Annotated in this window: 19 protein-coding genes and 1 pseudogene; 7 read left to right on the forward strand and 13 right to left on the reverse strand. The window is 42.8% G+C overall.

Features of this window, described 5'->3' with window-relative positions; translation table 11 throughout:
* The first annotated feature begins 62 nt into the window (after positions 1-62).
* A complete protein-coding gene (locus GQA99_RS17340; protein ID WP_160056033.1) occupies positions 63-2747 on the forward strand; it encodes a TonB-dependent receptor domain-containing protein in 2685 nt (894 codons plus the stop codon).
* A 235-nt stretch (positions 2748-2982) separates the two neighbouring features.
* Entirely contained in the window at positions 2983-3942 is a 960-nt protein-coding gene (locus GQA99_RS17345; protein WP_160056035.1) for a hypothetical protein, read from the forward strand.
* Positions 3943-4072: 130 nt separating this feature from the next.
* Here GQA99_RS17345 and GQA99_RS17350 read toward each other — a convergent pair whose 3' ends face one another.
* Both GQA99_RS17350 and GQA99_RS17355 read right to left on the reverse strand, forming a co-directional pair.
* Positions 4073-4747: a hypothetical protein gene (locus GQA99_RS17350; protein WP_160056037.1), complete on the reverse strand. Its 675-nt coding sequence runs from the start codon at positions 4745-4747 to the stop codon at positions 4073-4075.
* A 96-nt stretch (positions 4748-4843) separates the two neighbouring features.
* On the reverse strand, positions 4844-5452 hold the full coding sequence (locus GQA99_RS17355) for a protein tyrosine phosphatase family protein (RefSeq protein ID WP_160056039.1): 609 nt from the start codon (positions 5450-5452) through the stop codon (positions 4844-4846).
* Positions 5453-5794: 342 nt separating this feature from the next.
* Between GQA99_RS17355 and GQA99_RS17360 the strand changes: the two genes are divergently transcribed.
* Positions 5795-6067: a hypothetical protein gene (locus GQA99_RS17360; RefSeq protein ID WP_160056041.1), complete on the forward strand. Its 273-nt coding sequence runs from the start codon at positions 5795-5797 to the stop codon at positions 6065-6067.
* 210 nt (positions 6068-6277) lie between these two features.
* Positions 6278-6601 carry a hypothetical protein gene (locus GQA99_RS17365; protein WP_160056043.1) on the forward strand — a complete coding sequence of 108 codons (324 nt, stop codon included), beginning with the start codon at positions 6278-6280 and terminating at the stop codon, positions 6599-6601.
* Between the two features lie 41 nt (positions 6602-6642).
* On the opposite strand, the gene GQA99_RS17370 is transcribed toward GQA99_RS17365, so the two are convergent.
* The 4 genes from GQA99_RS17370 to GQA99_RS17385 all read right to left on the reverse strand — a co-directional run bounded on the left by GQA99_RS17370 (position 6643) and on the right by GQA99_RS17385 (position 9216).
* The gene (locus GQA99_RS17370) at positions 6643-6903 is read right to left on the reverse strand and encodes a Txe/YoeB family addiction module toxin (RefSeq protein ID WP_160056045.1); all 261 of its coding nucleotides are present in this window, start codon (positions 6901-6903) and stop codon (positions 6643-6645) included.
* Positions 6900-7151, reverse strand: coding sequence for a type II toxin-antitoxin system Phd/YefM family antitoxin (locus tag GQA99_RS17375; RefSeq protein ID WP_160056046.1), 252 nt, complete (start codon positions 7149-7151; stop codon positions 6900-6902). Before GQA99_RS17375 ends, GQA99_RS17370 begins: the two co-directional genes overlap by 4 nt.
* Positions 7152-7681: 530 nt before the next feature.
* Positions 7682-8116 carry a dCMP deaminase family protein gene (locus tag GQA99_RS17380; protein WP_160056047.1) on the reverse strand — a complete coding sequence of 145 codons (435 nt, stop codon included), beginning with the start codon at positions 8114-8116 and terminating at the stop codon, positions 7682-7684.
* A gap of 146 nt (positions 8117-8262) precedes the next feature.
* Positions 8263-9216 carry a LysR family transcriptional regulator gene (locus GQA99_RS17385; RefSeq protein WP_160056048.1) on the reverse strand — a complete coding sequence of 318 codons (954 nt, stop codon included), beginning with the start codon at positions 9214-9216 and terminating at the stop codon, positions 8263-8265.
* A gap of 284 nt (positions 9217-9500) precedes the next feature.
* Between GQA99_RS17385 and GQA99_RS17390 the strand changes: the two genes are divergently transcribed.
* Positions 9501-10304 carry a DUF4437 domain-containing protein gene (locus GQA99_RS17390; RefSeq protein ID WP_206194586.1) on the forward strand — a complete coding sequence of 268 codons (804 nt, stop codon included), beginning with the start codon at positions 9501-9503 and terminating at the stop codon, positions 10302-10304.
* A 91-nt stretch (positions 10305-10395) separates the two neighbouring features.
* On the opposite strand, the gene GQA99_RS17395 is transcribed toward GQA99_RS17390, so the two are convergent.
* The 7 genes and pseudogenes from GQA99_RS17395 to GQA99_RS17425 all read right to left on the reverse strand — a co-directional run bounded on the left by GQA99_RS17395 (position 10396) and on the right by GQA99_RS17425 (position 17550).
* A complete protein-coding gene (locus tag GQA99_RS17395) occupies positions 10396-10599 on the reverse strand; it encodes a hypothetical protein (RefSeq protein ID WP_160056049.1) in 204 nt (67 codons plus the stop codon).
* Positions 10600-10879: 280 nt separating this feature from the next.
* Positions 10880-11176 (reverse strand): annotated as a pseudogene (locus GQA99_RS17400) (ISAs1 family transposase); the annotation flags it as partial.
* Between the two features lie 407 nt (positions 11177-11583).
* On the reverse strand, positions 11584-15210 hold the full coding sequence (locus GQA99_RS17405; RefSeq protein WP_160056050.1) for a S8 family serine peptidase: 3627 nt from the start codon (positions 15208-15210) through the stop codon (positions 11584-11586).
* A 230-nt stretch (positions 15211-15440) separates the two neighbouring features.
* A complete protein-coding gene (asnC, locus tag GQA99_RS17410) occupies positions 15441-15902 on the reverse strand; it encodes a transcriptional regulator AsnC (protein ID WP_160056051.1) in 462 nt (153 codons plus the stop codon).
* Positions 15903-16013: 111 nt separating this feature from the next.
* Entirely contained in the window at positions 16014-16691 is a 678-nt protein-coding gene (gene rluA, locus GQA99_RS17415; RefSeq protein WP_160056052.1) for a bifunctional tRNA pseudouridine(32) synthase/23S rRNA pseudouridine(746) synthase RluA, read from the reverse strand.
* 134 nt (positions 16692-16825) lie between these two features.
* Positions 16826-17116: a hypothetical protein gene (locus GQA99_RS17420; protein ID WP_160056053.1), complete on the reverse strand. Its 291-nt coding sequence runs from the start codon at positions 17114-17116 to the stop codon at positions 16826-16828.
* A gap of 14 nt (positions 17117-17130) precedes the next feature.
* Positions 17131-17550, reverse strand: coding sequence for a hypothetical protein (locus GQA99_RS17425; protein WP_160056054.1), 420 nt, complete (start codon positions 17548-17550; stop codon positions 17131-17133).
* 320 nt (positions 17551-17870) lie between these two features.
* Between GQA99_RS17425 and GQA99_RS17430 the strand changes: the two genes are divergently transcribed.
* Both GQA99_RS17430 and GQA99_RS17435 read left to right on the forward strand, forming a co-directional pair.
* Positions 17871-18860, forward strand: coding sequence for a 2-hydroxyacid dehydrogenase (locus tag GQA99_RS17430; RefSeq protein WP_160056056.1), 990 nt, complete (start codon positions 17871-17873; stop codon positions 18858-18860).
* A gap of 54 nt (positions 18861-18914) precedes the next feature.
* A complete protein-coding gene (locus GQA99_RS17435; protein WP_160056058.1) occupies positions 18915-19652 on the forward strand; it encodes a dienelactone hydrolase family protein in 738 nt (245 codons plus the stop codon).
* The last annotated feature ends 169 nt before the right edge of the window (positions 19653-19821 follow it).

Raw genomic sequence — 19821 nt, forward strand, 5'->3', positions numbered from 1 at the left:
GACCTATTAATAGCCGCTCGCAAGGGCGGCTATCTCTGAACCGCATACAGGATAGTATAAGTATGAAAACCAAGCCGAGTTTTACCGTTAATAAGTTAAGCCTTGCCATTCTCTCTGTGATTTCTGCGGCAACGTTATTAACAGCTACCCCCGTATACTCGCAAGAACCGACACCCGCTCGTGACCCAGGTGAAGTGATTCCAATTGAGCCAATTGAGGTTATTTCAGTGACCGGGCGTTTACGCAGCTCAGCCTCAGAAGCCACTGAAGAACGTCGCGAACAAATTGCTGTGGCCGATATTATGGGCTCAGAACAAATTTCAAGAACCGGTGACGGTGATGCCGCCGCCGCGCTGCGTCGTGTGACAGGTTTAACCCTTAAAGATGGTAAATTTATTTATGTGCGTGGTTTAGGTGAGCGTTATTCAAGCACCTCATTAAACGGGGCTACCGTGCCCTCGCCAGACCCAACACGCAATGTTGTGCCTTTAGATATGTTCCCTGCATCGATCATCGAATCGTTGTCGGTGCAAAAATCAGCGTCAGCTAATTCGCCTGCCGCATTTGGTGGCGGACATGTCGATATTCGCACTAAATCTATTCCGTCAGACTTTTTTTTTAAAGCCTCAGTGGGCGGCCGTTACAATACTAACGACTCAGACGACAGCTACACCTACAATGGCGGCGGCGATGATTGGACCGGCCAGGATGATGGCACCCGCAGCATGCCGAGCACAATTAATGACACCATTAATCAATATGGTGGCATTAGCCCAATTGATATCGTAAGTGGCTCAAACGGGGCGATTAACTACCCTGCAGCACAAAAAATTAACCGCGACCTGGCCCTAGGCTTATATCGCGATATGACGATACAAAATCAAAGTACCGATCCTGCGGTACGTGGCGACATTGCCATTGGCGATCGTTGGGACATTAGCGACGACATTATTTTTGGTGCATTGTCGGCAGTGTCTTATAAAAAACAAGCCGAAAACTACACCAAGCGTGAAGTTGAGTTAGACGGCGACAGCAGCCAGGTGCAAATTGAAAACCAAAAAGACACCGTGGGCACCGACTCTATTGTGCAAGTGTCGGGCATGCTTAATCTAGGATTAGAAATTGGCTACAACCACAAAATCGAAACCTTCACTACCTACCTGCAAGACACCTCAGATGATGTGTCGCTCGGTATTGAAGAAACCATCGATACTCTTGGCGAGCCAAATGCGTTGCAAGTTTATAATATCGATTATGAAGAGCGATCGCTGATCAGCAACCAGATTAAAGGCCATCATTTTATTGAAGACTTAAATGATGCCGAGTTTAACTGGAAGTATTCTGACGCCCGTTCTGAACGTTACGCACCTAATGAAGTGTCGTACACTTATAACGTAGTGCTAGACGACAACAACGAGCTTTTGTCGCGTAATCTTAATACTCAAGATGCGCCAAAATACGTTTATAGCCGCCTCAACGACGACAGCATCAACTACGGCTGGGATCTGAGTTACCCAATCAATCTCGATGATGCAATTGTTAAGCTTACCGCTGGCTATGAGTACTTTGAGCGCACCCGCGAAAGCTATGCCACGCGTTTAGGTTTAGATGTTGATTTAAGCCCAACCGATGCAAACGGTAATATTTTAGCCGGTGATTTTGATGAGATATTCTCAGACAGCAACATCAGCAACGACACGCTAGATTTAGAACTTAAAGATGCGTCTACCGACACTGAAGATTACATTGCTGCCGAGAAAAACGATGCCGCATTTATCAGTATGGATATCGACTTTGACGATGTATGGCGCCTATATGCTGGTTTGCGTTACGAAGACTTTCGCCGTGTAACATTACCAATTGACCCCGATGGTGAGATTTCAGACGAAGGCGGACGTTACGACTTAGCTGATTATGTGATTGCCGAAGACGGTTGGTTCCCATCGTTATCATTAACCTGGAAACAAACCGACACCACGCAATGGCGTTTAGGTGCGAGTAAAACCATCGTGCGTCCTGACTTACGTGAAGTCTCGCCAGTGCGCTTTCAAGATCCGGTCACAGGGTTTGATTTCTTTGGTAATCCAGAGTTAGAAAGCTCAGATATTCTAAACCTCGATTTACGTTGGGAATACTACTCAGACTCGGGCAACAACTTCAGCGTGGGTGCATTCTACAAGGACGTTGACGCGCCGATTGAGCCAATCCAGCGTATTTCAGAAGCGGGTCGCCAGCTTAAGTTTTATAACGCCGAGTCGGGTTACATTTACGGTGTCGAAACTGAGTTTTTGCAAGAACTTGAATTTCTAGGCAGTGATGGCAGCATTTGGGAAGACTTTTTTGTTGCCGGTAACTTAACGGTAGGAGACTCTGAGATTGATATCGCTCCTAACGGTGAAATCGACCCAACAAATCAAACACGCCGCATGACAGGGCATTCACAATGGGTGGCTAACGTGCAATTGAGCTACGACTCATCCGACAGTTATCACAGCGCGACCTTAGTGTATAACGTGTTTGGCGAGCGTATTGCTTATGGCGGACGTGGTGGCCTAGATGACGTATATGAAAAGCCATTTCATAGCCTGGACTTTACTTATACATTCTTCCCAACAACCAGCACAACGATTAAGTTGAAAGCGAAGAATATTTTAGGTGAAACCACCGAGTACGAGCAGCAAGACTACCAAGTGTATGCCAAAGACCCTGGCACAGAATACACTTTACAGTTTAGCTATGAGTACTAAAGACGTGAATAAATAAGATTAAAACGAGTACTGGTTTTTAGTGATTTTTACTCATCATTTCAATCACTAAAAACGTGCATGGCCACTTTCTTCGGAACAAAGAAAGTGGCCTTTTTCATTCTATTTATTATCATTTTAGCGTTTTTTCTAGGGATATGTTTTACCAATCTTTTTTAAATCAATATTGTTAATATACCTCTACTTTTTCCAGCGGCTGCTCGAGTAACTCATCATTATGTTTAAGCGTATTTCTGTGTTTGTATATTTAATCTTAGCGTTATCAACCAGTGCCTGCGCAATGCCTACCGGTATGAGCCAGTCGGGCAGCATTACAGCGCCGTCAATTGACGAAGCCAGCGGCCTAGCGGTATCGCGGATTAATGATCAAATATTGTGGGTGCACAACGACAGCGGTGATACAGCAAGGATTTTTGCTATCGATACCCAGGGGCAGCAGTTAGCCACACTCAATATTACCGGTGTAAAGAATACCGATTGGGAAGATATCGCCTCGTTTGTTTATCAAGGCGAATCGTATTTATTGATCGCCGATGTGGGTGATAATCAGGCAAGGCGATCGCAGTATCAGTTACATTTGATCAAAGAGCCCGATTTAAGCCTGCTCAATGGCCAAAAAAACCTGTCGGCAACCCCGGTTTGGAGCATGACATTTACTTACCCAGATGGGGCTCGAGATTGTGAGTCAGTCGCGGTGGACAGTGTAAAAGGTAAAATACTGTTACTGACCAAACGTGATACACCACCCGTATTGTATGAGCTGCCTTTAATTGCACCAACGCTACAAAGTGGATCAAATAACTCATCTACTCAAATGATTAAGCAGCAAGCCCAAAGGCTAGGTGAAATCGCGCCTTTACCTACCGCGGTACTCGATTATGTCAGTATTTATACCTGGGCAGGCTTTGCCGGAAACCCCACCGCGATGGATATCTCTGCAGATGGCTTGTCGGTAGTGGTATTAACCTACACCCACGCGTTTTATTTTAGCCGCACTCAACCCGGTGATTGGTTAAGCTTGTTTTCTACAGCGCCACAACAGATTGCTCTGCCGGCAATAAAACAAGCCGAAGCGGTAGCGTTTAGCCAGGACGGCCAGAGTATTTATATCACCTCAGAGATGATCCCTGCACCTGTGTATAAAATGGATTTGAACAGTGCTGGTACGCCGCAGTAGATAACGTTATTTGCACTGGCATTTGTCTGATATTGACCTGATACAGTCACAGACAAGGGCATAACGTTAAGCCTTCATCATCAAGTGCAGCATTCCTGCTGCACATAAACCATTTAACTTAATATCATTATTAGTAACTTAGACTGAGCGTCGATGGGTCATCTGTTTCAATGTAAACGGCTTTAAATTGCTTAGCACCATTTTCACCTTCAATGATATTGGTAAAGGAATAGTTGGCAGTAAATTTAGACAATTCAGCAGTGTTTTCATCATTACCATCAAAGTTAAAAGACACTAAACAAATTTTTCCAGCGCAAGAATAACGTTCAGAATAAACTTGAATATCTTCTAACTGATATAAACTTTGAGCTAAAGTGGCTTCACGTATTGCTGCATTTTCTGATTTTTCTATAGAATCAACTTGTTCAATAAACTCGTCAAAATTACTCGCTTTAAATGTATCCTCTAGAGCCGCTTTAGACACCTCACCATCTTCATTTATAAAGCCTGACGTTAACTGTTCAGAACTCTGAAAATGATTTTTGTTCAAATGGGTAAATTGGTTGAAGAAATCTTCATTAACCTCGGTGACTACACGAGTGTTTAATTTAATATCATTGGTTACTTCTGCGATTATCTCATCACTTGTATTCGGTATACTATTTGATGTGGTTTGAGGCTCAGAGCTTGTTGTAGACACGACATCTGGCAGATCAATAGAGTTAGTCGCTTGTTGACTAAAATATGAGTAACAAAAGTAAGTTAAAAATAAAACACAAATAAAGACGATAATCGATTTCAACATAGTTGTTTTTTCCTTAAAACAAACTGTAGGTACATGAAGAGCCTGAAATTTGAACAACATCATCGTACCATCAATATTATCGATTTCTCTAATATATTATTGAGCTTGTACGTCTTCTATCAACTTTTTCCACTGTGGGTATTCTGCAAAGCTTTGTTGTAAATCGCCCCAGGGCGTCAGTGCCTCGGCCATTGACGGCGCGATATTTTGGCGAGTTTGGTATAAATAATAAAAGGCAGAGGCGCGATAATTAGCGGCGCAATGGACTAGCACTGGTGCATCGCCATTTTGCTGCATCAGGCTATAAAACTGCGCTAGGTTTTCTTGTGTAGGGTTTTGCCAATCAACACTAATATTGTGATAGTTCATGCCCAGCTGAGTGACGATTTGCTGCTCATTGGCTAATGCATTTGGATTGTCGTTAGGGATAAGGTTTATCACGGTTTTAATACCCGCCTGAGCAAGTTGTTCAAATTGCAGCTCTGTGGGTAACCCCGAGGTTATCACCTGTGGGTTATTAAACTTAACCGCTTTAATATCACCCAGTTTGCTGGTGTCGATATTTGCCACGCTACTCGCGTGGTTCACATCAGCACTGTTCTCACTCGCGCTATTCACTCCCACACTGTACACTCCTACGCTGAAAAACAAACAACACATTAATATGCTGGCGGACAGTAGGTTAAAACCTTGTGGTGTGTTCATGTTATCCCCTTGAGTTGATACGTGATAGCGTGTGATGAACTGCTGTAGCGTTCAAGTTAACCATATCATTGTTATGTTTGCAGATAAAAATTACCTGCTTACAGTGACTGCTTGAGCAGGCCAAGCCTCCCGTTATTTCGGTAATGTTGTAGAGCCAGGATTCAGCTCTATCTTTGTGTTCTGCGCCTATGACTACTAACGTCATGATGTAGCGGTGTAGTGAGGTTTTATTGCTTTACAACAATCAGATAGCAAATGTAGGATGATACTAATCAATAACTTAAACGGTCTGCTTTATTGGGCGAGTTGTTTAATAAGCGTTAGGTATAAAAAGGTTTACCCATGGAATTTAGCGATAAAGAACTTGCAGTGATTGCAGGTGCCAAGAAAAAAATTAAGACATCAATATTGTTCAGGAGTTTACTCGTTATTGTTATGCTGTGTGGGATTGGCTTGATGTTCGCTGGTGTAGTGATAGCTGAAAAAATTGTCTATCTAACCGTAGCGGCTGTTTTTTTTGCTGTAGCGCTTCCTCAATTTGGACCTGGGCCAAAGTACGAAGAATTATTAAAAATTTTAGAAAGCAAAGCTAATACACAACATTCAAAAACATAATCTAAATCTAGTGGGGTCATATAAACTAAATTTATTCGGCCCAACTTAAACACGACCCCACTTTTGCAAACTCGGTTTGCTCTTATCAGTGTTATTTTATCACTTTACAACAATAAGATAGCAAATGTAGGATGACAGTAATCAATAAGTTAACGGACTGGCTTTACTGAGTCTACCCAGAGGTAAGTCATCAAATTACAAAGGAATTGTATGAAATTTTATCCATTTTCAAATATTCAAACTAATAACTTAGGCTTGTTACTTTTTGCCGCTAGGTTGAGTGCTATTTGTGGTTGTTTGGCCATTGTCGTTTCTTTACTTTCTGCCGGTTATGGTTTCTTTTTTGGCAAAACAACAGAACCCACGCAGCTAGAAAATGGACTAATGATTTTAGGTGCTGATCATTCACCCGGCTTCTATGCCTTTGCTGGAGTGACCTTTAGCTTTGGTATTGTTGCATTTGTTGTTAGTGGCATACTTGCCGCGTTAATTTCTATGGAAAACAAGTTTACTGGCAATAATGACGCACAGTGATAACTCGAACCGCTAACCCAGCTCTGCCACGACTAAAGCATCTATGTGCCGTAATGGTAACGAAGTTGTGCAATCAAGATGGTATCATTTTGAGGTTTGTATACGATTCTGTGTTCATCATTAATTCGTCTAGACCAGTAACCTGACAAACCATGTTTAAGTGGTTCTGGTTTTCCAATACCTTCTGTTGGGGTTCGTTGAATATCTTTAATTAACAAATTAATACGCTTAAGTACCTTTTTATCTGTGGTTTGCCAATATAGATATTGCTCCCAAGCGTTGGTTGAAAAAGTTAACTTCATTCTATTAGCTCTCTTTCAGTTCCATTACCTGCTTCAAGTTCGGCAATAGATTCTAAAAGTTCGCGCGCATTGGTTGGTGAACGAAGTAAATAGGTCGTTTCTTGCATTGCGTTATAGTCTTCTAAAGAGATCATAACGACAGGTGCTTCACTTTTACGAGTAATAATAATGGGGGCGTGATCATTACAAACATTCGCCATTGTATTTGCTAGATTTGCTCTAGCTGATGTATAGCTTATCGCATCCATGTTAACTCCAAACTGTTCATGTACGTTTATTTGTACATATTAGCGTGGGGGCACATGACAATCAATTAGATTACGAATTTTTTGTGGTTGAAATTCACCCTATTTAGTTGAAAGTCTGTAGATCTAACAGGGCGATGTCTGGATTAGCCTCAAGTGAACCCAGTAAATCATTGCTAAGAGTCGAAGAGTGAATGTCTGGTTTTACCAGTAATGAAGTTAGATGGTTTATTGCTTAGCTTTGGCAAAGCGTTAGGAGTTGGCCACAGGTCAATAATGCAAAAAGCAAACACCTGGATTCCGGCTTAACAGCATTGCCGGAACGACGTTAGGTTTAGCCTCAAGTGAACCTGAAAATCATTGCTAAGAGTCGCAGAGTGAATGTCAGGCTTTGCTAATAATAACGTTAGATTATTCACTTTTTGTTGTATCGAAGCGTTAAGAATTGGCCACAGGTTAATTATGCAAGGCAAACACCTGGATTCCGGCTTAACAGCTTAACTGCATTGCCGGAACGCCGCTGAAAAGTAGGGTTAATCTACTTGCATCCAATCGACTTCAACGCCAGCTTGTTCAAACATATCTTCGCTGACTTTAATCTTATCGCCCCAGCGTGACAGAAAATCGTCGTTGGGCTTTGGGCTATGCACAGCGCGTAATCCGGTTTGGATAATCTTGGCGGCGCAGTTAGGGCAGGGGAAGTGGGTCACCCAAATTTCACAGCTACTGAGATCGCGTTTGGCATGTAATATGGCGTTTTCTTCAGCATGAAGCGTTTTGAGCAGTTTCATTTCGCGGTTATCAGTTTCGGCGCTGTCTGATATTCCGTGAGGGTAACCATTAAAGCCTAGGGATACGATGCGATTGTTTTCGGTGATTACCGCGCCAACCTGGGTGGAGGGATCTTTACTCCAAGATGCTACGAGTTCGGCCATCTGTAAAAAGCGTGTCGCCCATTTTGTCATCATGTTATTGCCGTTCCTATGCGTTATCTATCGCTTTGACTATCACATTAACTGTCGTATTAACTATCACGTTATCTATCTCTTCAACTAGGCGCTATTTTCTATGCAGAACAGTGATAAATCAACCTTCAATCTGATGCGTATTACATTTATTCATCTGTTGGCCATTCATGTTCCGCTAGCGTTTTATTTTCAATGAGTTGTACTCTCAACTCACTGATTTTTTGTTTTAGTTCATCGCGGATTAAACGGATAGCAGGTGTGATCATTTGCCGGCTTGGTAATACTAACCATAATTCTGTCACTGGGATTTGGTAGTCAGGCATCACTCTTTGCAGTCGGCCGGCCAGCATGTCTTGGGCGACGTCAATGGCTGATTTTTTTGCGATCCCAACACCGTCAACACACCAGCGGCGTACCAAGTCGCCATCGTTACACGCCCGATTACTGGTCATCTTAATTTTATGCTCTTCGTTGCCACGCATTAATACCCAGCTGTTATGGGTCACTTTATACAACTTATAAAGTAACGCATTATGCCCAACAAGTTCATCAGGGGTAGTTGGTGTGCCGTGTTTGGCGAGGTACTGAGGTGAAGCGCACAAAAAATGGGGGATGTTACAGATTTTAAAGCCATAAAAGCTCGACTCGTCTGCTGTGCCTGCAATCATTGCCCGCAGCGCCACATCAACACCATCACGATAGAAATCAACTTGGGTATCGCTAATATGCAGGCGTAAGCTCACCTCTGGATGTTGTGCTAGCACATCATTCAGTAAATCGCGCATGAGGTTACGGCCCATTTCAGATGACATCGCCATGCGCACTTCGCCATTAATGGATTGTCCTTCGTCATTGATTACTAGCTGGCCTTGCTGCAATAAATCCAGTGCCTGCTGACATAACGGAAGATAACGCTCGCCCTCAGAAGACAAGCGTAATTGCCGAGTGGTGCGAACAAATAATTGCACCCCAACTTCTTTTTCAATACGCTTTAATGCAATGCTCGCAGCAGAAGAGCTAATATCGAGTTGATTGGCGGCAGCGGTGATAGATTTAAGCTCTGCAATTTTTAGCAGTACCCGTAAATCAGCAATCTTCATGCACTTTCCTGTTGTTTGTCTGTAATCCCAGATCCAGCTTAACTAGCTAGCATCAGTGTTGATACTAAACCCTATCTGATTATCCACGTTTTCGCGAAAGTATATTAAAGATTACCCCATTTATCGAATAAATATAATTGATTAATATGTACGTCATTACACCGATGTGAATACGTACTAACCTTGATATATAAAAGGCTCTAGAAACGAATGTTGTTTAATGCGTCGATGAAAGCAAGACCACTTTTTGTCTTCGAACTTTTGAATATGATGGAATGTAACTCATGAATAGATTAACTACGACCGCTATTGCAGCCCTTTTAGGTGCGATGACTTTACCCGTGATGGCCAATGACCATACTGTTATTTCTACTGACAACATTGATTGGGGCATGCTTAACCCTGCACGTGGTGACGCCAGCCCGAAAGCGGCAGATCTTTGGGGCGACCGCACTAAAGATGTGGCAACCGGAATGCTTGTGAAATTCCAAAAAGGCTTTTCATCACCGCCTCATATTCATAACATCACTTACCGCGGTATCGTGATTGAAGGCTTAATGCATAACGATGACCCAAGCGCCGATAATATGTGGATGCCAAGCGGTTCATTTTGGATTCAGCCAGCGGGTGAAAACCATATCACCTCAGCCAATGCGCAAGACAACCTTATTTACCTCGAAATCGACAGCGGCCCTTATTTGGTTAAACCGGCTGACCAGGCGTTTGATAATGGCGAACGTCCAATTAACATTTCTGAAAACAACTTGTTTTGGTTAAATGTAGATGATGCAACCTGGTTGAAATCTGGCAACGCTCAAATCAGTTACCTTTGGGGTAAACCAGACGCCGCCAATGGCAGTTTTGTTAAACTACCCGCAGGTTTTAAAGGCAGTATTGAAAGCCAGAATCCACTTAAAGCCGTGGTAGTAAAAGGCAGTGCAACTTATCAATGGGACAATCAAAAAGCGCTAACAGCATTAACCCCAAGTAGCTTTTTTAGTTCTGATGCACAAGGCAAACATATGATTGATGCCAAAACTGAAGTCGTGCTGTATGTAAAATCAACAGGACAGTTTAGCGTAAAATAGCTCTTTGTTAGCAATGGCCTAATCATCACGAATACAGAGATGATTAGGCTTTTTATTATCACGCGGTAGTGGTTTTTAGCTGTAGGCAGCTCTACTTGTGTGTTGTACTTATGGCCTGCGGTAACTTATGTCGTGGCGCTTCGCCGATACCAGAGCAAAGGTAGTAAGTTGTCAGCTTACGCAGGCTCGTGTCATCATCTTCCCGGTAACGCTTGTAAGCCGGGATCCAGGTGTTTGCTTTGTACTCATGGCCTACGGCTGGCGCTTCACCGACACCAGATAAAGAGGAAACCAACGACTGCTCCCTCTTTACTCTTTATAAAAGAATTGGCCCAGCTGCCCCGCAACATTTTCGCTATTACAAAACAACAGCTGCGAAAAGGTCATCATGGGGCTCGATCCAGCTTTGAACCTCGTTTGTAATCGACTTCGGCCCATCTTGCAATAAAGAGTGAAAATGCTACCGCTTCCGATGGTACATCCTGTACCGCGAAAGCTAAGCTCGCATCTGATAGGCATGATGCCTGAATGCCTTGTAGCACATGGCCAATGATGTTCCCGACATCATAATGACATTCATGCACGGCTTGCATCCACTTTATGAAACACAGCTTAAATTGCTCGGGGTCAATATGTGAGATAGTCCTCGCGATGGTGTCATCGACTGGGACACCATTACTTAAATATCCATGCTGTTGAAACCAATCAAGATGACCATCAGCGTAATCTCGGATCTCGCTCCAGTCCTCTGCTCCAGCGATAACACAACAGGGAGTAACAAATAAAATATCTTCGAGAGGATAAGTGATTTTAGCCGATTGACGAGTGTCGGTAAGCTCGCTGAAAAAGGTTGTGAAGGCTTCAAGGTACATAATTTACTCTCCTAAAAGAGAGTATAAGATCTCATCTAAGCCAAGGCGTCAAACAGATTGTGTGTCAATATCAGCAGTTCAAAAAACATTCACGATCTCACCCAGCATCTTTCGGTTTAAAATATACTTAGGTGAGTGAGTTGTATACAAGTAATTGATATAAATATAAGTGTAATATAATTAGGGGGAATTTTTTTAAGAAGAGAGGTTTACGTTATTAAGCTTCTTATTATATCGATTAGTTCAGACTTTCGCTTTGGTAAATTAATCAATATCGAGCTATTTGAAGTTTTTGCCCATTCAGATAAATCAGATTAAAACGATTTGTTAAAACAATAAAAAACCAGCTACAAATGCAGCTGGTTTTTAAGTTAATTTGGAAAATCCAAATTATGTATTACTGATGATTAGTGCTTACGACGACGTAATGCAGCTAATGGTAATAATAGTGCTGTTAACCAGCCCATAGAACCACCAGAAGATTTCTCTTCTTTTTCAGTAACGGTAATTGTTGCTGTTCCTGCATTACTCTCTAAACGAGTATCAGAAGCGGTAACAGAGAACTTAATCGTGCTCTTACCTGATGGTGCAGTAAAGCTGATCTTTTCGCCACCATTAGTAAAGGTTACTGAAGGACCACTAGTTTGTACCCAGTTGTACGTTAGTGTGTCACCGTCAGCATCACTACCATTGGCTTTCGCTGTAACAACAAAACCTTCAGTACTTGTCATGCCTGTAGGCGCAACAGTAGGTTTAGTGTTGTTAATCATTACCGATACCATTGCGGTGTCAGAACGATTTCCCATAGTATCGATAGCAACAACTTGTGCTTCCATGGTTTCGCTAGTTTGGTCAATAACGGCTGTGTCGCTTAGGCTTACTTTACCTTTAGCATCGATCATGAACATGCTTGAGTTTGAGCCGACAACGATGAACTCAGATACTGGGCTGGTTAGCATGTCAGGGTCAGTTGCAACAACTTGGCCAAGTACAGTACCCGCAGCAGCACCTTTGTCTACATAAAGAACTAAGTCTTCAACAGTAGGAGCAACGTTACCTTCATCAGTAGTGTTTGCCACTACTGACATAGAACCATTATCAGAAAGTAGCATGTAACCTAGTGAATTGCTGCCCACTTCGCTAACTAGCATTGCGCTTTCGCCTGGTTTAAGTTCAGTAACGGCTTCGCCTTCAGCGTTGACAATACCCGCATAAGCATCAGGTGCAACTAAGGCTAGTGTCCCTTCTGCTTCATCGCCTAAACCTGTAGGCGTTGGTGCATAATCAGCTTCTTCGACACGGAAACGAACTTTAACAGTGTTACCTAAATCTGCAGCAGTTAATCCCATATCTTCAAAGCACACTTTAGTGGTTAAGAAGTTATTGCCTGTCACATGATATGCAGGCTCTAACGTACCGCTACCCGAACCAAAAGGTACAACGAATCCATATAGTGAGCGAGGGTATGCATCATTAAACCATTGAAGGTTTACTGTTGTTGCTGTGTAATCCCATTCACCATCATTGTCTAAGTCGTAGTCAACGTTATAACTTGCTACAAGGCCATGCACCATAGGGTCGCGCATTTGGAAGGTGTTCCATATTGCGATCTCTTCATCACACGATGCACTACCAGAAAGCTCACTAGACGCATTAATTAAGTCATGGCGCATTGCCATATTTTTAGGACTAGTTGCCGTTAACGGAGCACTAAATGGATCTGTTATAGACGTAGCACCCACGTTAGTCAGAGTTCTTACAATACCGTCAGCGGTCACTTCAGTTGAAACTGACGCAGCTGCAGCAGCTTTAGGTAAAATGTGATAAACGACGTGTAACGCTTGCTCATCGCCATCCATGAACTTAATTGCACCGTCATATTCAGACAATGTTAAAGCTTCAGAGGCTTCTGCTGCTTCGCCACTAAGTTCGTATGAGGATGTTAGCGTCCATTCAGGTAGTTTTGTTGGATCAACTGTAACCGTCACGTCAAATGTTTTGGTTTGGCCTGCAGGGATCTTGATGCTAGCTGGCATTTCAAAAGAAACTGCACCTGATTCAATATCATCAGCAAAACGTTGCTCTGCCATTAATGTGTATGTTTTAGCTTCAGCTGAGAAGTTTTTCACAGAAATGGTTTTCGTCATTGATGTTGTTTCACTTAATGAAACAAGACCAAACGCTAAAGCTGCCTGCATTGTGTCTTTGTCGTATGCAACGACAGGTAAGTTGATTGATTTCTCAATATCAACCAGACCAGCACCGATATAACTAATAGGGGCTAATTCAGCGTCTGGATTTAACCCTATAGGCTCAACAGTCACATTCAAGTTTGCCGCGTTCATCATAGTAGCTTTGATTTCAAGCGCGCTACGATTTGGCAATGCCTCTTTTACAATACTCATAGCACCAGCGGTAATAGGGCTAGAGAATGATGTACCGCTGATTGGCGTTAACCCGTCACCCAAACCTGGGTGAGCAGTCATGATTGAGGTACCAGGAGCTGTAATTTCAGGCTTTAATGTGCCAGCAATTGAAGGGCCACGTGATGTGAAGTCTGCTATTGCGCCAGCCGTTGTCACTTCAACAGATGCAATAGAGAATGTAACTGCACCTTTCGCGATTTCAGCTTTTAGTGCATCACCTTCCTCTTTAGAAATCATCACAGATGGAATTGTCACAAGAGGATCTGAACCGCCCATGACCGACGCACCAGCACCAGCCGCATTATTTGCAACGATGACAAACGCTGCACCTTTAGCTTGAGCGTTAAGTACTTTTGCTGTGAAGTTACAAGCGCCACGGTCAATAATCGGGATTTGACCTGTAAAATCTGTACCGTCTGCAAAAGCCACACAACCATTTGTGTTGGTCGTCGGCACAACCAATGTTGATGTAGAGCTATCAAACGAGTAGGTGTTAGTTGTGTTAAATCCTGCCGCAACTGCGGTTAGTTCAACGCCTGCTGCTGAAGCGGTGATTTTACCTACAGGCGTAGTAGGGTGAGTCATTGCGCCAACAGATAATGCATTAACTGAAGTACTTGGGCCGCCAACAACAAATGGTGTTGCACCATCGTTACCTGCTGAAATAACAAGGTTTACACCCAGCTCAACCATTTCGTCGATCAATTCTTGTACTGCACCGCCTGCGGTGTCACCAAAGTCACCACCTAGTGACATATTGACCGTATCAACACGGTCAGAAATGTCACCATCACCGTTTGGATCCATTGCAGCTTCTAACGCGTTAAGTTGAGCAAGACCAGGACAGCCAGAGTTACATACAGAGTAAACATACAATTCAACATCTGGTGCAACACCAACAACAGAGTGGCTTACATGCGTACCGTGGTTGGTACTGACATCAATTGGATTTGGGTCGTCATTCATAAAGTCGTAACCACCTACAACTTTACCTTGAGGCCAGTTTGGCATTTCAGATTGTGCAGCGACAGCAGCTTGGTAGTCCGCTATTTCACCAGAGCCGCCTAATGCGGCATGAGTGTAATCTACACCGGTATCTAACACGGCCACTTTTTGACCTTTACCAGAAGCGGTACCCGCTTCGATTACTGCGGTAGCGCCAATATAGTCAGCACTGTCAGCAACATCTAATTCGTAATCGTAAATCGGTAAAATATCAGCAACATCAGAATTCTTTAGTAAAGCGGTTAATTGCTTTTTATCAGCTTTAACTAAAATTGAGTTCACTAATTTTGAGGTTTGACCTACTACTTCAATGTCTGCACCTAGGCTTTGAATCGCGTTAAGTACGCGGGCCTGAGATGCTTGTACAGAAGCAGATGCTTGAGTCGATGAAGCATTTGATAGGCGAGCTTGTTGCGATACTGATTGGGTATTCAGTTTAATCATCCAAGCCGATACAGTAGATTGCTTTTCTGATTTGGTGGCTTTTAAACCTGCGTATTCATCGAGAGATTGATTAGTAGTGTTGTATTTGTTCGCAGGTTCTGCAAAGCAAGCACCTGATATTAGTGCGGCCGAGATGGCTAGGGCTAGTTTTGTCTTCACAACTTCTTCCTTGTTATTAGACATCACTCAATGAGTTGGTATCGCGGTAATACGATGATTATTAAGTGATGTAATGGATAATGCTTAATGTTTATGTGCTGCACTCTTTGATGCATCAGCAGCATTTGTAGCACACTTAATTAACAAAAGTCACACTATAAGTTAATAAAAAAGTAATTAAATGTTAACGGTAGGCGTGTTGTAAAAAGTTGAGGCGGAGTGAGGGCTGGTTAAGGTTTAACCGCTCTAATGATAGGGTTTTGTAGGCTAATCAATGTTTCGGTTGATTGGATCTCATCAATCGATTGAATGCGATTTATCAGTACGTGTTGTAATCCATCAATAGATTGGCACATGACCTTGACAAAAACCGAGTAATTTCCGGTGGTGTAATAGGCTTCTACTACTTCTTCTAATGCATTGAGCTTTGCTATGGCGGCTGGGTAGTCACCAGCACTTTTTAAATTAATGCCAATAAAACAGCACACATCATAACCAAGTGCTTTTGGGTTAACGGTAATTTGCGCACCGGTAATAATGCCAGCTTGTTTCATTTTTTCAACACGGACATGGATGGTGCCTGCGCTTACACTAAAGCGTTTTGCCAGCTCAGCAAAGGGGGTACGTGCATCTTCCATCAGTGCCGTAAGGATCTGGTTATCTAAATCGTCGCGTTGAAATGAGCTATCCACAGTATTGAGCCTGCTACACCATTAATTGGCCATAAATCTACGTCTTTCATTGCATAATAGCCAGTAAAATTAGTAGTGATATTAACAATGTTTAATTTTGAAGTTGTTAGGTTACTGATCTGCTGTGGGATCGATAAATTCAGCTGGCGATTCGAAATGTATTTGCTGCTCTGTATACGGATGGGTAATGGTTAATGCCGCTGCATGAAGCAGTAATCTTGGCGACTGACTTTTCGCGAGTGGGTCAGCATAAAAGCCATCGCCTAATATTGGGTGGCCTAATGCCATCATATGAACCCGTAATTGGTGTGAACGGCCAGTAATGGGGGTCAACTTCACTAATGTAGATTTAGCGGCATAACTGATGACTTTAACCAGAGTGGTAGAGGGTTTACCAACCTTATGGTCCACTTTTTGTTTAGGGCGGTTTGGCCAATCACAAATCAGCGGCAAATCAACTTGAGTGACACTTTTGCTTACATGGCCTGCCACCCGTGCATAATAGGTTTTAGCGGTTTCACGATCGCGGAATTGTCTTTTTAGTTCGCGTTCTGCACTGCGCCGCAGCGCAACAACGATAACGCCCGATGTGGCCATGTCGAGCCGATGGACAATTTGTGCGTTAGGGTGCGCTGCTAACACGCGAGAATAAACACTGTCATGATAAATCGCTTCTCTACCCGGTACCGATAACAAGCCAGACGGTTTATCGATGACGATAATGTCTTTATCTTCATGGAGTATGTTTAGCCAAGGCGTGGTGGGCGGGTTGTAAATAAAGTCAGCCATGATGGGTCTCGTCAATGCGCAGTGGATGGCGGGCTATCAATAACGTTAGTTATGTTGGTGCTCGCCAGTCAATTCGCGGCAACGATACCGTTAGACATCAAGATACGCAAGCATTGCTTAACGATAAAAACTGCTTAAGAAAAGGCGTGGCCGTTAACGTGCATTATGGTGAATGTCCATACAACAAACGCCAGTGGAATATGCACTAACGCGTAAAAGCATTGGTCTAGGCGTTGCATGCCTTTTGACAATAAAATGAGGTATAAATGCGCGCCAATGGCAACAGGGAAGAGTAAAAACAGTGGATATAAAGCAAACGGACTCGCATCAGCAAAAATCGCGTGACTGACTATAGCCCAAATCACCATAAACCCAGTGGTCATAGGTGGAAGGGCGACGCGATATTGCTCTGGATATGGAAACATCCTGTGTCCTTTGGTTAGCCTTTAATTTCTTTACGACTTTGAATCACTTTGCGGTGCACAATTGAGTAATGACGTAACCCAGCAGGACCGTGAGATACAATAACAGATAATAGAATAATAAAGATGACTAATTCAGACTTGCACTGACTAATTTGAACAAAGAAGCCTAATAGAATGATTTTTAATAAGGTTAATATTCCTTTTAATTGAATAAGCCAGCGCCAGTCACGAATGATCTCCCAACTCATGAGTAACACGCCAGAACAAATTGCGGCGAGCCAATAATTAAACCACAGTGATAAATCCAGATCAAACATGATCCCGCCACCACTGCCGACGACGCCAATAATGTGGATCGCTCTGAGTGTTGTTTTACTGATCCGTTCAATCCAAAATCGCCCCTCTGATACGGGCATGTTATTGTTGTTTTTCATGGGTTACTTTTATGGCTTAAAATAAAGTAATAATAACAAGTCACGCTAATATAAACCGTGATATACGCGCCAGTTTTACAGTTTACCTGTAATGATCCCTTTGATTAATCAAGCGTTAATATTGGTTTAGCGCTTGCCAAATAACCGCATAATGTTGAGACAATACTCAATAACGTCACAACGTCAGTTGGATCACAATTTGACGCTTGCCCAATGTGATATTGACGACAATAACTTCGAATTCACATACAATTAACCTATCTTTTGGATTGAGACTTAGGCTCAAGCCAGTCATCTTCGACCGGTAAATTTGGATACTTATGAAAATTGGATTTTTTAGCGCGAAGCCTTACGACATCGTTCATTTTAATCGTACTAACCAACAATTTAATGTTGATATCGAATACTTTGATTACCGACTATGTATGCAAAACGTCAAGTTAGCCGAAGGCTACGAAGTGGTCTGTGCATTTGTTAATGACTCGCTTTGTGAAGAGGTGTTAGTGGAGTTGGCTAAAGGTGGAACAAAGGTTATTGCCATGCGTTGCGCCGGTTTTAATAATGTAGATTTAATTGCCGCTGAGCGTTTAGGTATGCAAGTTGTTAATGTTCCGGCATATTCTCCTGAATCAGTTGCAGAGCATTCAGTGGCATTAATGCTGACATTAAACCGTAAAATTCATAAAGCCTATCAACGGACGCGTGATGCTAATTTTGCATTATCGGGGTTAGTCGGCTTTAATATGTTTGGCAAAACCGTTGGGGTCATTGGTACCGGAAAAATTGGTATCGCGACCATAAAAATCCTTCTCGGCTTTGGCTGTAAGGTCATTGCCCACGATCCTTATCCAAATCAAGCCGTCATTGACCTTGGTATTGAGTATGTCGATTTAGACTCGCTATATCCTCAATGCGACATCATTACCTTGCATTGCCCACTAACAAAAGAGAATCATCATTTACTGAATCAAACCACGTTCAATAAAATGAAACCGGGTGTTATGGTTATCAATACCAGTCGTGGTGGTTTACTTAATGCATTTGATGCAATGGAAGCGTTAAAAGAGGGGCATATCGGTTCACTTGGGCTTGATGTTTACGAGAATGAGAAAGGACTTTTCTTTGAAGATAAGTCGAGTGAAATTATTCAAGATGATGTATTCCGTCGCTTATCAGCTTGCCATAACGTGATTTTTACCGGCCATCAGGCATTTTTAACGGACGAGGCACTCAATGCTATCGCTTCAACTACACTGACAAACGTAACCAAGTTAATGTCTGGTCAGGTATGTGGTAACGAATTGTTTTAAAAAACAGAAGTCAGTAACGGCAAGCCGCTTTTTGATAAGTCACAATGGAATAATATGATAACTAAAACTGAAGTACACGACATTGCAACGCCGACAGGCGTAATGCGTACCACCTTATATCGTCCCGATAGCAAAGGGCAATTTGCGACGATAATTTTTTACTCAGAAATATTCCAGCAAACAGCGCCAATCGCCCGTTCAGCAGCGATTCTTGCCGGTCATGGTTTTGTGGTGTTAGTACCAGAAGTATTCCATGAGTTAAACCCGATTGGCACAGTATTGGCTTATGATGAGGCGGGTAAAGACAAAGGCAATGCAGACAAATGGGCTAAGCCTTTAGAACAACACGACACTGATACTCAAGCCTTAGTTGATTTTGCGCGCGCGCAGTCATTTTGCTCTGATAAAGTAGGCGCAATGGGCGTGTGTATTGGTGGTCATTTGGCTTACCGTGCGGCATTAAACCCAGACATCAGCGGTGCTTTTTGTTTATACCCTACCGACATACACTCAAACACATTGCCTTGCCAAGAAGGTCAAGATTCGTTGACCCGTTCAGGCGACATTAAAGGTGAATTAGTCATGGTGTTTGGTAATCAAGATCCACATGTAAGTAAAGAAGGCCGTAAACTTATTTATCAAAAGCTTGAGCAAGTTAATGCTAATTTTACCTGGCTTGAAGTAAATGCTCAGCACGCCTTTATGCGTGATGAGGGCGAGCGCTACGACGCCGCATTAGCATTACAAATGTACTTGCAAGCAGTGGCATTTTTTCATCGTGTGCTGAACTAGCATCAATGGCTTTGACATAAACGATAAAAGGCGCATTAGCGCCGCAGACTGCTGACAAAGCTCTAGACATTCGTCTAGGGCTTTGATCTAATAGAAGTACAGATAATAACCAAGTTTATCATCATGCTTCGAGAGCCTAGTCCACAGCAATATGAATTAGAGATGGTGA

Origin of the sequence: Shewanella litoralis (genome assembly GCF_009828585.1) — a bacterium.
GTDB lineage: Bacteria > Pseudomonadota > Gammaproteobacteria > Enterobacterales > Shewanellaceae > Shewanella > Shewanella litoralis.

Bases quoted from the DNA above. Each gene is read 5' to 3' on its own strand.
- GQA99_RS17340 (WP_160056033.1), top strand. From the start codon at position 63: ATGAAAACCAAGCCGAGTTTTACCGTTAATAAGTTAAGCCTTGCCATT.
- GQA99_RS17345 (WP_160056035.1), top strand. From the start codon at position 2,983: ATGTTTAAGCGTATTTCTGTGTTTGTATATTTAATCTTAGCGTTATCA.
- GQA99_RS17350 (WP_160056037.1), bottom strand. From the start codon at position 4,747: ATGTTGAAATCGATTATCGTCTTTATTTGTGTTTTATTTTTAACTTAC.
- GQA99_RS17355 (WP_160056039.1), bottom strand. From the start codon at position 5,452: ATGAACACACCACAAGGTTTTAACCTACTGTCCGCCAGCATATTAATG.
- GQA99_RS17360 (WP_160056041.1), top strand. From the start codon at position 5,795: ATGGAATTTAGCGATAAAGAACTTGCAGTGATTGCAGGTGCCAAGAAA.
- GQA99_RS17365 (WP_160056043.1), top strand. From the start codon at position 6,278: ATGAAATTTTATCCATTTTCAAATATTCAAACTAATAACTTAGGCTTG.
- GQA99_RS17370 (WP_160056045.1), bottom strand. From the start codon at position 6,903: ATGAAGTTAACTTTTTCAACCAACGCTTGGGAGCAATATCTATATTGG.
- GQA99_RS17375 (WP_160056046.1), bottom strand. From the start codon at position 7,151: ATGGATGCGATAAGCTATACATCAGCTAGAGCAAATCTAGCAAATACA.
- GQA99_RS17380 (WP_160056047.1), bottom strand. From the start codon at position 8,116: ATGATGACAAAATGGGCGACACGCTTTTTACAGATGGCCGAACTCGTA.
- GQA99_RS17385 (WP_160056048.1), bottom strand. From the start codon at position 9,216: ATGAAGATTGCTGATTTACGGGTACTGCTAAAAATTGCAGAGCTTAAA.
- GQA99_RS17390 (WP_206194586.1), top strand. From the start codon at position 9,501: ATGAATAGATTAACTACGACCGCTATTGCAGCCCTTTTAGGTGCGATG.
- rluA (WP_160056052.1), bottom strand. From the start codon at position 16,691: ATGGCTGACTTTATTTACAACCCGCCCACCACGCCTTGGCTAAACATA.
- GQA99_RS17420 (WP_160056053.1), bottom strand. From the start codon at position 17,116: ATGTTTCCATATCCAGAGCAATATCGCGTCGCCCTTCCACCTATGACC.
- GQA99_RS17425 (WP_160056054.1), bottom strand. From the start codon at position 17,550: ATGAAAAACAACAATAACATGCCCGTATCAGAGGGGCGATTTTGGATT.
- GQA99_RS17430 (WP_160056056.1), top strand. From the start codon at position 17,871: ATGAAAATTGGATTTTTTAGCGCGAAGCCTTACGACATCGTTCATTTT.
- GQA99_RS17435 (WP_160056058.1), top strand. From the start codon at position 18,915: ATGATAACTAAAACTGAAGTACACGACATTGCAACGCCGACAGGCGTA.